The organism is Halopseudomonas pelagia CL-AP6 (assembly GCF_000410875.1).
GTDB lineage: Bacteria > Pseudomonadota > Gammaproteobacteria > Pseudomonadales > Pseudomonadaceae > Halopseudomonas > Halopseudomonas pelagia.
Genome location: NZ_AROI01000006.1, coordinates 225,126 through 239,161, shown reverse-complemented (window position 1 = coordinate 239,161; position 14,036 = coordinate 225,126). Strand labels below are relative to the sequence as shown.

Below are 14,036 nucleotides of genomic sequence, written 5' to 3'. Positions count from 1 at the left end.
TTCAAGAATACCTCAATTGCTGCGCTCGGCTTAATGCCGAGCGCTCAGCACCGGCAGATGACGGAGAAAACGCGCCGTCAGCAGTGCGGTCGCCAGCATGATCAAGGCGCCGATGATGGCATTGGTGTGCAGGGCAGCGCTGAAAGCTTGCTGTACAGCGAGCAACAGATCCGCTGCGGGACCAGCCGGCAGCCGGGCAATTACACCCAATGCACCACCGATGGTATCGATCGCGATCTCGGCCTGTTCCAGCGGCACGTTAGCGGGAATACTGTCGGCCATCTGCCGCCGGTACACGGCGGTACCTATGCTGCCAATAACCGCAATACCCATGGCCATCCCCAACTCAACTGCCGTTTCGGAAGTCGCAGAAGCGGCGCCCGCTTTCTCGGCGGGGGCCGAGCTGACCACCAGATCAGTGCCAAGGATCATCATCGGCATGATGCCTACGCCCATTACTACGGTGCCGGTTACCAACAGCCAGACAGTGCCCATGCCGTTAACCAGCATCAAGCATACAAATCCACATACGGCGAGCAGCAACCCACCGCTAACCAGATGCGATGGTCTGATCCGCCGCGCCATTCGCGGCACCAGTAAAGAGACGATTACCTGGATAGCGGCTGAAGGTACCATCAGCACACCTGCCCACAACGCTGACAAGCCCAACACGCCCTGCAGGTACTGGAACACCATCAACCAGGAGCCGGACAGCGCTAGAATGGTCAGCATCATCGCCACCACAGAGATACTGAAACCGCGATTGGTAAATAGTTTCAGATCGAACATGGGCTGGGCCAGCGCACGCTGGCGGCGGATAAACAGCCAGCCAATCAACACCCCCGCGCCAACAGCTACGCAGACCACCAGGCTAATGCCGCCGCGCGCCAGCTCCTTGATGCCATACACCAGAGACAGAAAGGTCGCCACACAGAGCACTGCACTGGTGATATCCAGGCGTCCTGCCTTTCTATCCTTGCATTCGGGCAACAACAACGGGCCGGCGATCAGCAACAGCAGCATCACCGGTACGCCGAGCAGAAACACCGACCCCCACCAGAAGAACTCCAGCAAAGCGCCACCCACCAGCGGCCCAATGGCACTGCCGACCAGAAAGCCGGTCATCCACAGGGTAATGGCGAAGGTGCGTTCCGACGGCACTTCGAATAGCTCGCGGATCAATGACAGGGTCGAGGGCATCAGTGTTGCGCCGGAGATACCCAGTAGTGCGCGGGTAACAATCAGCATATTGGCCGAGGTGGAAAAGGCCGCCAGCACTGAAGCCACGCCGAACGCCGCCGCTCCCAGCAGCAACAGCTTGCGCCGGCCAATACGGTCGCCCAGCGTACCCATGGTGATCAGAAAGCCAGCGATCATGAAGCCGTAGATATCCAGAATCCATAACAGCTGTGAGCTGGTCGGCTGCAGATCGGCGCTCAGGTGCGGTGCGGCAAGATGCAGCACGGTCATGTCCAGCGCCAGCAACAGGGTCGGTAGAATCAGCACCGCCAGGCCCCACCACTCGCGGCGACTAGCGGGACGGGGAGTAACGGATTCGGAAGTGGTATAAGTGGCCAGCATGACTAGTCTTGACGCCTTCAATCACAATCAGGCGCTGCTTTATAACGCTTGCGGCGCTGTTGCGCAATCATGGCTGGACGCTACTGAAGCAGGCCCAGCACCTTGGCCTGAGCCACGGCCTGGGTACGGCGCGCCACCCCCAGCTTGTTGTTGATGCGCCGCGCGTGGCTTTTGACCGTGTGCAGCGAGATGAACAGCGCCTCGCTGATCTGCTGATTGGAGTAACCCTGGGCGATACAGCGCAGAACATCGAGTTCGCGGGTACTCAATGGATCCTGAAGCGTGGCGGCAATGGTTTGGCCATCCGGCCGGCCGATGGTAGGCAGCATGCCGAGCAAGCGGTCACGCAGACGCGATGCCGGTGCTCGCGCCAACGACTCCACCAGAGCAGGAGGCGCCTGATGCAGCAGCGGCTGGAACGGGCCGGCAATATCGTCTTGCACCGCCAACGCGAGCGCCGCCAACAGAACCTTTTCCGCCTCCATTGGCCGTTGCAGGCGGTACAACATGCGCACCAACAGCGTCATGACCGACAATGCCTGCAAATGCTGCCCACCATGTTGCAACTGGCTTAACAGCGCACGCAATATGCTTTCGGCAGCCACGTGTTCGCCACGCGACCAGAGCAGCCGGGCATATACGCGCTCGATCAAGGCAGGCAGCGCATGGAAAAACACTGGCGGTGCCGCGCGATTCTCCAGGCAATAGGTCTGGCGCAGGCGCGGCAGCCAATGCTCGGCGAGGTCGTGCCTGCCTGAGGTGATCCATAAATCACTCTTCAAGGCAGTGCCCCAACCCAGGTAGTACACCGGCGGGATGTCCCACTGATGCATCAGCCGCTCGGCTTCGGTCAATGTCTCAAACGCGAACCCATCACCGCCGCGACGCTGCGCCTGCATCCCGGCCAGCAAGCAATAGCCAGGCAGCACGTGTACATCGCGGCAGTCACGTGCTTCCTCGATGCCCTGGCGCAGTAGCTCCATGGCGTCGTCATTTTCGCCCAGTTGGCCGAGCAGATAACCGTGATAAATGGTCAGCCTCGCGCGCACCGGCAGGCCCTGGGGATACACCATGCCCGCCAACAGGCGCCGTTGGCCGGCGACCGCTTGCAGTGCTCTGGCCACTTGACCTCGGGCCTGCATCAGGCGCGCACGCATCAATACCGCCTGCGCTTCCAGCAACGGGTCCGCGACTCGCTGCGCCAACTCAAGCGCCGAACGCGCCCATTGCCTAGCAACTTCAATCCGCTGCCCGCACAACTCGCAATCGGCCAGCGTCAGCATAGCCATCACCCGGCTGCCGGCTTCGCGGTCATCCAGACACGCCAAGGCCTGGTGACCACACAGCATGGCTTCTTCCAAGCGTCCCGCAGCACGCGCCAGATAGGCCTTGAGTGCCAGCGCCTGGCCGATCAGACAGCGCTGCTGGTAGGAGTCCGGCTGGGGCAGGAAGTACTGCAAACGTTGCAGCATCGCCTGAGCCTCGTCCAATTGGCAGGCCAATGCCAGGGTCCAGGCGTGCACCATGACTAGCCGCGCGGAACTGCCCTGCAATACCCCCGGCAGCTCGGCCTTCCAGCGTAGCAAGGTACCCACATGCTGTTCGGCCAACAGCCGATCCAGTGACAGATGCTGTACCAGGCTAGCCGCTTCATCCGGACGCTCGGCAGCCAGCGCCTGCTCTACTGCATCAGCAATCCGGCCCTGCTGGCGGAACCAGTCACAGGCACGCAGATGCATGTGCAAACGCTCACGCGCAGGCTCGCTAGCACCGTGCTCGCGTAGTACATCGGAAAACAGATGATGGAAGCGGTACCACTTGCCCTCGCGGTCCAACGGCACCAGGAACACTTGATGTTGCGCCAGATACTGGATGATCTGCTGGCTATCCTGCGCTTGACGCACGTGGTCGCATAGCTCGACAGTAAAGCGGTCAAACCAGGCTATCTGGTGCAAAAACTGCTGCACTGCTGGCGGTTGATGAAGAATGACTTCTTCCAGCAGATATTCACCGATCAGTTGCTCTGGCTGTATATCCGCCCCATCGCGCGGGTGATCCAGGCGTGCCTGCGCGCCAGCACCCTGTTGGGCGGTCATCGCCAGTAACCGCAAGCCGGCAATCCAACCCTCGTTGCGCTGCAGAATATGCCGCAACCATTGTGGTTCTGCCTGTGCCAAACCCGCATTTTCGAGAAACGCTGAGGCTGCCTCGCGGCTCAGGCGCAAGTGCTTTTCGCCGATCTCCAGCAGTTGATTGCCCAGCCGCAGCCGCGCCAGATGCCAATCCGGCCGACGTCTGCCGGTGATCAATAACTGGAAACCCTGCGGCAGTTGCTCAAGCAGCAGCGCGCACAACCTATCACTCTGCGGCCCACATATCAGATGATAATCATCCAGCACCAGTAACACTGGCGCTGCACTGTCATGCACACGGCGTAGATCTTCCAGAAGCGAGGTTGCCAGCTGTTCGATGCCTAAAGGTTGATGGCTCTGCTGCTGACTCAGCAACTGAAGCTCCCTGGCCCCCAACAGTGGATAGAGCGTGCGCAATCCCTGGATCAAACCGCGTAGCAACTGTCCCTGCTCGCCATCCTGAGCATCCAATGACAACCAGATGGAGCGCCAAGGCGCGGCCAGTTGTTCGCAATACTCAATAGCCAGGGTCGTTTTGCCAAAACCAGCGGGTGCACACACGAGAATCAGCCTGCGTTGGGCGGATTGCTGCAGAAGGGCTACAAGTGCAGGGCGCGACAGATGGTCCGACGGTAGCGGCGGACGAAAGAGCTTGCCGGGGAAGGGAGCGATGCAGGTGACCATGCCGACAAGTGTATCGGCATGCTCTCAGGGTGTCTTGTCGATTTGTAACAAACCCCCCTCCAGCACGGGGCTGGAGGGAGTTAATCGGCCTTAGCCCAACTGCAGTCCTAGCGAACGCCAGACTGACGCAGGGCTGCTGGGGTGAAATCCGTGGAGCTGGCTTTGTGCTCGTAGTTATAGTCGCTCGACTCCTCGTTGTTCATACCCATAGCCAGATAGCGGCCAGCCATCAGGTCATACAGAGTCTCGGCAGCAAAGCCTGGAACCTGCGCCTTGAAGCGATGCAGTGCATGCGCTTCAGCTACCCGCCAGAGCTCGCCACGACCATCGTAATGGTCGATGTGGCCAGCCTGCCAGGAGTCTTCATCGATAAATAAGTGACGCTTGGCGTAGATGTGGCGCTCGCCTTCTTTCACAGTGGCGATCACTTCCCAGGTGCGATGCAGCTCATAGCGAGCCAGATCGGGATTGAGGTGGCCGGCCTGGATCATGTCGGCGTATTTCACATCGGGCGAGCCCATGCGATAGCTGTTGTAGGCAATGTACTGCTCTTTCTTGCCAACCAGTTCCCAGTCGTAGCGGTCGGGCGCACCGTTGTACATATCCAGATTGTCCGACGTACGCATACCATCAGCAGCTGTGCCTGGGCCGTCATAGGACACCTGCGGAGCACGACGCACGCGGCGCTGACCGGCGTTATAAACCCAGGCCATACGCGGAGTGGCAACCTGATCAACGGTCTCGTGCACCAGCAGTACGTTACCGGCCAAACGGCCTGGATCGGTGACTTGCTGTTTGAAGTAATAAAGAATGTTACCCATGCTGTCGGCGTTGTAATCAGTCAGCCCCTGGGGCAGCACATATTCTTCAACGAAACGAACGATGGTGAAGTTACCGTTGGTTTGCGGCGTGGCCTGGGTCACGATGCGCTGCATGGCGTCACCGCGATAACGGGTGATATGGTTCCAAATCACTTCCAGGCCATTGGTCGGGATCGGGAAGGCAATGGACATGTCATAGCCTGTTACACCGTTACCGCCCTGCACCAGTTTGGAGTTGCTGGCATTACGCTTGACCGCATCGTAAATGGCGTCCGGCATTCCGACGCTGCGGCGGCTCTCGTATACCGGCATGCGGAACGTCTCGGGGTACCGCTTGAACATAGCGATCTGACCGGGGGCCAGATTGTCCTGATGCTCTTCGTAATTGGCTGCAGTGATAACAAACAATGGCTTGTCATCAGCATAGGGATCGGCGCTGAAGCCTTTGCCGTCAACAGCGGCAGCGTCGGTGGCCAGGCCACCTGTCCACTCGGGAATAGTGCCCGCGGCATTACCGGCTTTTTCGGCACCGATCGGGGTCAAGCTCTTGCCCAGCTCAGCGACCTGTTCTGCGGTGGCAGACATGGCAGATACGCTGAAAGCCATGGCCGAAACCATTAAGGCGGAAGATACAAAGTTCAGTTTCATAATCCTGCTCTACTTGCTGGAGCCGGATAGTCGAACGCCGGCTCAGTGAAGGGTGGCCATTCCCAATATGCGTAAACAGCGGGCACGCGGAACGACTGCAGCGCACTATAGCCAAGCACCCTCTGCAGGTGATCCGTCCAAAGTATGATTTTGTCTCGGCGGGATTGGCTATTGAATGGCAAAAACAGAGAAGGAAGCTGAGGCGGACAATCAGCCAGATGGCCATTCAGGCCATCTGACTGCTGTTACCAGCAATAGATTGGCGCTACGCTCTAGCGCGCCAATTATCCGTTTAAACAGGCTTACAACGTAGATAGAAAGGGCGCTTCAGCCTCTTGCCATTGAGCAATCTCACCGCGAATAAGCTTCTTGTCCAGCTTGCCGACACTGGTTTTGGGTATTTCGGTAACACAAGCGATCTGAGTGGGGATAGCCCACTTGTTAATGTGCCCTTCATCGGCAAATGGCTTGAGGTGATCACGCAAAATGCGCGCATCCATCTCTTTGCCAGCGTGCGGCACGATCAGCGCAAACGGGCGCTCGTCCCACTGCGGATCAGGCACCCCGACTACGGCTACTTCCTTCACCGCAGCACATTTGCTGATCAGATCTTCCAGTTCCAGCGACGAAATCCACTCGCCACCCGTCTTGATCACGTCCTTGATCCGATCTCGAATATCGATAAAGCCCATTTCGTCGATCGAAGCCACGTCACCGGTGTGCATCCAGCCATGAGCCCACAATTCATCGCTCTTCTCCGGTTCCTTGTAATAACCTTGAGTCAGCCAGGGTGAGCGCAATACCAGCTCGCCCTGGGTCTTGCCGTCATGATCAAGGAAGTTGCCTTCAGTATCCATCAAGCGCGCTTCGGCCAACGGCACCGGTACACCGGCCTTGATGCTGTAGGTGGCCTGTTCGTCTTCACTGCCCTGCGCCACCTCCAGATTGATGTAACCACTGGAAATCAGTGGGCAGGTCTCGGACATGCCGTACGCCGCAGACAACTTCATGCCCTTGGCCTTGGCTGCGTCGTACAGACTGCGATTCAGTGCGCTGCCGCCAATGATGATCTTCATGCCGCCGAAGTCATGGTTCTGCGCGCCCTCGGCGTTGAGCACCATTTGCAGGATGGTCGGCACACAATGGGAGAAGGTGACTTTCTCATCCTTGATCAACTTGCAGAGCATTTCCGGCTCATAACGGCCCGGGTAAACCTGCTTGGCGCCGAGCAGCGTCGCCGTATAAGGAATACCCCAAGCATGTACGTGAAACATCGGCGTGATCGGCATATACACGTCGCGGTTGCCAAACAGGCGGATGCTGTCCAGCCCACCCATCAGCGCGGCCTGGGTCATAGTGTGCAGCACCAGTTGGCGGTGGCTGAAATACACGCCCTTGGGGTTACCGGTGGTACCAGTAGTGTAGAAGGTGGTAGCCACCGAGTTCTCGTCGAAATCGGCGAACTCATAGGTGGGCTCTGCTGCGGCGAGCAAATCTTCGTATTCACCAACCAGGCCAGGCAGATCAGCGGTTTTTTCTGTGCCGTCGGTCAACAGGATGGTGTTGGTGACCGTGGTCAGATCGCCCTCAATCGCCTTGTAGATCGGTAAGAACTCGGCATTCACCAGCACGAAAATATCTTCGGCGTGGTTCATGGTGTAGAGGATTTGATCGGGGGCCAGGCGGATATTGATGGTGTGCAACACAGCACCCAGCATCGGAATGGCAAACATGCATTCCAGATAGCGGTGGCTGTCCCAGTCCATCACCGCCACGGTATCACCGGCCTTGACGCCAGCGGCGGTCAGGGCATTGGCCAGACGGCAGATGCGCTGATTGAAAGTGGCATAGTCATAGCGGCTGATGTCGCGGTAGACAATTTCCTGACTGCGCTCGTAGCGCTGGCCAGACAGTAGGATATTTTTGATCAGCAGCGGCGTCGAATGAGCACCTGCAGTCGGTTTGATCACGCGGGTATTGAGCATAAGTATGACCTGTTTGTTGGGCTTGTATGGTCTTGGTCGCAGGCATCAAGGCCTGTCGCTGCGCAGTACTATAGCCAAGCAGAGGACGGGCGACCTATCACTCCAAAGTATGAACTGGATCACGCTCGGGATGCAGCGGCTTTTTAAGCGTATAATCATAAAAAATGTCGCTATATGACCATCAACCCAGCATCAGTCACTTTCAGGAGTAGAACATGCCCGACAACAGCATTGTTATCGTTAGCGGAGCTCGCACCCCCATGGGCGGATTTCAAGGCAGCCTATCCAGCGTTCCCGCTGTTGAGCTGGGCGCCCTGGCAATTGCCGAAGCGGTCAAGCGCGCCGGCATTGCCGCAGAAGATGTGCAGGAAGTGATCATGGGCTGTGTACTGCCTGCCGGCCTGAAGCAGGGCCCGGCGCGCCAGGCCAGTCTGAACGCCGGCCTGCCCGCTTCCACTGGCTGCACTACCATTAACAAGCTCTGCGGCTCAGGGATGAAGGCCGTGATGCTGGCCCATGATCTGCTCAAGGCCGGTACCAACCAGATCATGGTGGCTGGCGGCATGGAAAGCATGTCCAATGCACCCTACCTGATGGAAAAAGCCCGCGGCGGCCTGCGTATGGGCCATGGCGAGATCAAGGACCATATGTTCCTAGACGGCCTGGAAGACGCCCGCAGCGGACGCCTGATGGGCTCCTTTGCCCAGGAAACCGCCGATAAATACGGCATCAACCGTGAGGACATGGACGCCTACGCTATCGAGTCCCTGACTCGCGCCAAGAAAGCCATTGAAAGCGGTGCGCTCGATAGTGAAATCGTGCCGGTAACGGTCACCACGCGCAAAGGCGAGAGCATTGTTAAAGATGACGAGCAGCCGCACAACGCCAATCCGGAGAAGATCCCTGGCCTCAAGCCCGCGTTCAGAAAAGATGGCAGCATTACCGCCGCCAACGCCAGCTCGATCTCCGACGGCGCCAGCGCACTGGTACTGATGACCGCTGCCGAAGCCGAGAAGCGCGGTCTCAAGCCACTGGCCCGTATCGTCGGCCACGCGACTCAGAGCCAGGACCCGAGCGAGTTCACCATCGCGCCGATCGGCGCCATGACCACGCTATTCAACAAGACCGGCTGGAGCAAGGACGAGGTCGACCTGTTTGAAATCAACGAAGCCTTCGCCATGGTCACCATGCTGGCCATGCGCGAACACGGCCTGGATCATGCCAAGGTCAACATCTACGGCGGTGCCTGCGCCCAGGGCCACCCGGTTGGCTCCACTGGCTCGCGCATCATCGTCACCTTGATCAACGCGCTGCAGAAAACCGGCGGCAAGCGCGGTGTGGCGTCATTGTGTATTGGTGGCGGCGAAGCCACAGCGGTAGCTATCGAACTGATCTAAGCGGATAAAAAAGGCAGGCTATCCGTAGCCTGCCTTTTTCTACTCAGACAGTGCGCCTTAGACCGACCTGCTACTCAGCTGGCGCGGTTGAAAGAACTTCACCAACCAGCTCAACAACATGCCGTACAGCGGCACGAATAGCACCAGGCTGATTACCAGCTTGATCACATAATCGACCGTAGCAATTTCCACCCAATTGGCCGCCATAAACGGATCGTCACTGCGCCAGAATGCCGCCGAAAAAAACAGGTAGGTATCCAGCAGATTACCCAGCACTGTCGAGGCTGCGGGCGCGATCCACCACTGACGCATTTGCCGCAACCGATCAAACACCTGCACATCCAGCAACTGCCCCAGCGCATACGCCAGAAAGCTCGCGACCGCGATGCGGAACACGAACAGGTTGAACTCACTTAAGGCCGCCAGCCCGCCAAAGCGCGCCTCGTGAAACAACACCGAGACCACGTAGGACGCCACCAACGCCGGTAGCATCACCCGCGCAATGACCCGCCGCGCTGCGCTCTTGCCCATCAGCCGCACAGTGAGATCAGTGGCCAGAAAGATAAACGGAAAACTGAACGCACCCCAGGTGGTGTGCCAGCCAAACAGCGTCACCGGCAACTGCACCAGGTAGTTGCTGACGATAATGATAAGAATATGAAACGCGATCAGACCGGCTATAACAGAGCGGCTGACCGAAGAAGATATCAACGGCATATGCTGTCCTTTTTAGGATGAAATGGGGTTAGGGAACCCATTGCCGCAACCACCATAGCTGCGCGCGGCCGGCATTCTAGCGTTTTGTTACGCAAATGGATATGCCGGTAGACAGGCGGCATCCGAGCCCCCCACCCGCCCTTCAGAGCTGTTACGCCAGGCAAGCAAGATTGTTTTCCACTGGTAACCAGCCTGTTAGGCTTGGGGCATACACGCCTCAGGAAAGCTACATCCATGGAAATCACTACCTCCGTCACAGTGGCGATCGCAATTATCGCGCTCTGGATTGGTGTCCACATCAATCGACGGGTGGCCTTTCTGCATACCTACAATATCCCCCCCGCCGTGACCGGTGGGCTGCTGATCAGTGCACTGGTGGCCGTGATCGAGGCGACGACAGAGCGCGAAATCCGCTTTGACCTGCAGTTGCGGGATCTGCTCCTGATCGCTTTTTTCAGCACGATAGGCCTGTCTGCTCGCCTGCGTCAGATGCTAGAGGGCGGAAAGGCATTGGCGATCATGCTCGGTTTCGCGGTAGCACTGCTGTTGTTCCAGAACCTGACCGGAACCCTGATGGCCCTGATCGCGGGGGAAAGCCCTCTTTTAGGCCTTATCGGCGGCAGCGTATCCCTGGCAGGTGGGCACGGTACCGCCATCACCTGGGGCCAACTGTTCGAGGAGCATTTTGGCCTGACCAATGCCAGCTCCATGGGCATGACCTTCGCTACCGCAGGTCTGATCATGGGCGGACTGATTGGCGGGCCGGTCGGAGCCTGGCTTATTCGACGACACAATCTACATTCGGCAGAGCAAGCTTCCGAACTTCAGCACATCGAGTCGGGCAGCAAAGTTACCTACATTATCGAACTGAACAGCGTGCTCACCGCCGTGCTGCTGATCGCCTTGTGCTTTGCCTTGGGCGCCACGATGTACGGGTGGCTTTCCGGAGTGGGGATTCGCTTACCGGCGTTCCTGACCGCCATGTTCCTGGGTATAGCGCTGACCAATGGTCTTGAGCTGTTCGGCGTCGACATCGATCATCGACCTATCCAACTGGTTGGCGACCTGAGCCTGCAACTTTTTCTAGGAATGAGCCTGATCAGTCTTCCGCTTCTTTCGCTTCAGGGCGCCTTCGGTCTGATCAGCCTGGTCATGCTCATGCAGGCAATAGTCATCACCCTCTTGACCGTCTACGTGGTCTTTCCCGTGCTCGGCCGCAACTACGACGCCGCCTGTATCAGCTCGGGTTTTATCGGCATGGGTCTGGGCGCCACCCCTATTGGCATCGCCAACATGAACGCGCTGACCAACCGCTTTGGCCCCAGCCCCAAGGCCTATCTGGTCATTCCGTTACTGGGCGCCTTCTTTATCGATATCGCCAACGCGACCTTGGTGCAGATGCTGCTGAGCCTGGATATGTTTCAGCGCTAACGGGGAGGTTGCATCCGGGATGCTGCATGCTAACCAGCGAACAGTAGCGTGACGGCCAGCGTCATCGGAGCGCTGACCCGAAGGATCTTGCTATAGATCAGCTCTTCTTCACTATTGAAGCCTGCATTGGGCCAGGCCGACCGGCTAACCCGACTTATACGACACCATTCACCGGGCTCTTGCCCCTTGCCGAATTGAAACAAGTGTTTAACACTGGCGACCACGTTTTTTACTGCCCATCCAATTAGGAGCATTCCATGAGCGATATTCGTTTTGACGACAAAGTCGTCATCGTTACTGGTGCCGGCGGCGGCATCGGCCGTGCCCACGCGTTGTTGTTCGCCAAACATGGCGCCAAAGTCATCGTTAACGACCTGGGTGGCAGCACGCAAGGTGAGGGCTCCAACAGCGACGCCGCGCTGAAAGTGGTTGAAGAAATCAAGGCCGCTGGCGGCACAGCCGTCGCCAACCCGGACAACGTGATCGACGGCGAGAAAATCGTCCAGTGTGCGATGGACAACTTCGGTCGTGTTGACGTGGTCGTGAACAACGCCGGCATCTTGCGCGACAAGAGCTTCGCCAAGATGACCGATGCGGATTGGGATCTGGTTTATCGCGTTCACGTGGAAGGTGCCTACAAGGTGACTCACGCTGCCTGGCCCTATATGAAAGACAGCAACTTCGGCCGCGTGATTTTCACTGCTTCTACCTCCGGCATCTACGGCAACTTCGGCCAGGCCAACTACGGCATGGCCAAGCTGGGCCTGTACGGCTTGACCCGCACTCTGGCAATCGAAGGCCGCAAGAACAATATCTTCGTCAATGCGATTGCCCCTACCGGCGGCACGCGCATGACCGAAGGCCTGTTCCCGCCTGGCGCGTTCGACAAGCTCAAGCCTGAGCTGGTCAGCCCGCTGGTGGCCTACCTGTGCTCGGATGAGTGCAAGGAAACCGGCAGCCTGTTTGAAGTCGGCGGCGGCTGGATGGGCAAGGTGCGTTGGGAGCGCTCGCTGGGCATTGGTTTCAACCCCGATGCAGGCTTTACCCCGGAAGACGTGGCAGCCAATTTCGAGAAACTGTGCGACTTTGAAGGCGCTGTGCATCCAAAGGACAATATCGAAGCGCTACGTGAATTGATGGCGAATATCCAAAAGTTCAGCTGAACACAGCGGCAAGCTTCGAGCTACAAGCTGGCAGTGGTGTTGATGGACTAAGGAGCCCGTACTGGTATGCAGTGCGGGCTTTTTGGTTCTTGGGCCGGCGGCGCCGGCCTTTGTTCGAGGTGGAACTCGAACGTTCCCGGTGAAACCGAACGGTCCCAGGATCCGGCATCCCGCAAACTCGGTAGGCCGCATACTAAAAAAGCCCGCACCTGTTACCAGGAGCGGGCTTTTACACAATCAGCTTGCAGCTACTTTCTACATTAAATGTAGAAAGCTTCCAAAGGCGGAAAGCCGTTGAACTCGACGGCGCTGTAGCTGGTGGTGTAGGCGCCGGTAGAGAGCCAGTACATGCGATCGCCGATTGCCAGGTTCAGCGGCAGGCCATACTTGTAGCTTTCGTACATGATGTCGGCGCTATCACAGGTCGGGCCGGCGATGACGACGTCTTCCAGCTCGCCCTGCTTCTCGGTGTAGATCGGGAATTTGATCGACTCATCCATGGTTTCGATCAGGCCGGAGAACTTGCCCACATCGGTATACACCCAACGCTCCAGAGCGGTGTGCGACTTGCGTGAAACCAGCACCACCTCACTGACCAGGATGCCCGCATTACCGATCAGCGACCGGCCTGGCTCAAGGATGATCTCTGGCAGTTCGTCACCGAAATCTTCCTGCAGGAAGCGGGTAATTTCCTCGGCGTAAGTCTTCAGCGTGTTGGTCTTGGTGATGTAATTGGCCGGGAAGCCGCCGCCCATATTGATCATCTTCAGCGTAATGCCATCTTCTTCCTTCAGCCGCTCAAAGATCACCTTGACCTTGGCGATGGCCGCATCCCATGCGCCGATATCGCGCTGCTGGGAGCCCACGTGGAAGGAGATGCCGTAGGGGTCCAGACCCAGCTCACGTGCCAGCACCAGCAGATCCATGGCCATATCGGTCTGACAACCAAACTTGCGCGACAACGGCCAGTCGGCCGTGGTCGAGCCTTCGGTCAGAATGCGCACATAGATTTTTGAGCCGGGTGCGGCCTTGGCGATATTGCGCAGGTCGGCTTCGGAGTCGGTGGCATATAAGCGCACGCCCTTCTCGTAGAAGGCACGGATATGCTTGGATTTCTTGATGGTGTTGCCGAAGCTGATCTGCTCGGGCTTGACGCCCAGCGCCATGACCTTTTCCAGCTCATAGATAGAGGCGATATCGAAATTGGCACCCTTGTCCTTCAATAGCCCCAGCACTTCATTGGACGGATTGGCCTTGACCGCGTAGTAAATCTTGCCAAAAGGGAAACCTTCGACCAGCTCGTCGTAAGCGCGGTCGATGGTCTTCAGGTCAACAACCAGGAAGGGGGTGTCGTGCTGATCGGCGCAGGCCTTGATACGGTTGAAGGTGTCGCGATCAAAATATTCATCAAGCTGGATGGTCATCAATTCGGCTCCAAAGCAACATTTCTGGGTTCGGGGCGCGTGGGGACAGGACT

9 protein-coding genes are annotated in these 14,036 nt (G+C 58.0%); 3 read left to right on the top strand and 6 right to left on the bottom strand.

The window, feature by feature from the left end; genetic code table 11:
• Positions 1–30: 30 nt before the first annotated feature.
• From K787_RS0105540 to K787_RS0105525, 4 genes are all read right to left on the bottom strand, one after another.
• Positions 31–1,581, bottom strand: a complete 1,551-nt coding sequence (locus K787_RS0105540) for an MFS transporter (RefSeq protein WP_022961800.1) — start codon at positions 1,579–1,581, stop codon at positions 31–33.
• 80 nt (positions 1,582–1,661) lie between these two features.
• Positions 1,662–4,274 carry a winged helix-turn-helix domain-containing protein gene (locus tag K787_RS0105535; RefSeq protein WP_161785936.1) on the bottom strand — a complete coding sequence of 871 codons (2,613 nt, stop codon included), beginning with the start codon at positions 4,272–4,274 and terminating at the stop codon, positions 1,662–1,664.
• A gap of 230 nt (positions 4,275–4,504) precedes the next feature.
• Complete coding sequence (locus tag K787_RS0105530; RefSeq protein ID WP_370736719.1) at positions 4,505–5,824, bottom strand: DUF1329 domain-containing protein; 1,320 nt, start codon at positions 5,822–5,824, stop codon at positions 4,505–4,507.
• Positions 5,825–6,168: 344 nt separating this feature from the next.
• Positions 6,169–7,851 (bottom strand): fatty acid--CoA ligase, encoded by a 1,683-nt coding sequence (locus tag K787_RS0105525; RefSeq protein ID WP_022961797.1) that lies wholly within the window; start codon positions 7,849–7,851, stop codon positions 6,169–6,171.
• 215 nt (positions 7,852–8,066) lie between these two features.
• Here K787_RS0105525 and K787_RS0105515 point away from each other — a divergent pair, with 215 nt between their 5' ends.
• Entirely contained in the window at positions 8,067–9,248 is a 1,182-nt protein-coding gene (locus K787_RS0105515) for an acetyl-CoA C-acyltransferase (RefSeq protein ID WP_022961795.1), read from the top strand.
• 57 nt (positions 9,249–9,305) lie between these two features.
• Here the strand turns inward: K787_RS0105515 and K787_RS0105510 are convergent, their stop codons facing one another.
• Positions 9,306–9,965: a 7-cyano-7-deazaguanine/7-aminomethyl-7-deazaguanine transporter gene (locus K787_RS0105510; RefSeq protein WP_022961794.1), complete on the bottom strand. Its 660-nt coding sequence runs from the start codon at positions 9,963–9,965 to the stop codon at positions 9,306–9,308.
• 234 nt (positions 9,966–10,199) lie between these two features.
• Here K787_RS0105510 and gltS point away from each other — a divergent pair, with 234 nt between their 5' ends.
• Together gltS and K787_RS0105495 are read left to right on the top strand one after the other, a co-directional pair.
• Positions 10,200–11,396, top strand: a complete 1,197-nt coding sequence (gene gltS, locus K787_RS0105505) for a sodium/glutamate symporter (RefSeq protein ID WP_022961793.1) — start codon at positions 10,200–10,202, stop codon at positions 11,394–11,396.
• A gap of 257 nt (positions 11,397–11,653) precedes the next feature.
• Positions 11,654–12,559: an SDR family oxidoreductase gene (locus tag K787_RS0105495; RefSeq protein WP_022961791.1), complete on the top strand. Its 906-nt coding sequence runs from the start codon at positions 11,654–11,656 to the stop codon at positions 12,557–12,559.
• Between the two features lie 260 nt (positions 12,560–12,819).
• Here K787_RS0105495 and K787_RS0105490 read toward each other — a convergent pair whose 3' ends face one another.
• On the bottom strand, positions 12,820–13,983 hold the full coding sequence (locus tag K787_RS0105490; protein ID WP_022961790.1) for a type III PLP-dependent enzyme: 1,164 nt from the start codon (positions 13,981–13,983) through the stop codon (positions 12,820–12,822).
• Between the last annotated feature and the right edge of the window lie 53 nt (positions 13,984–14,036).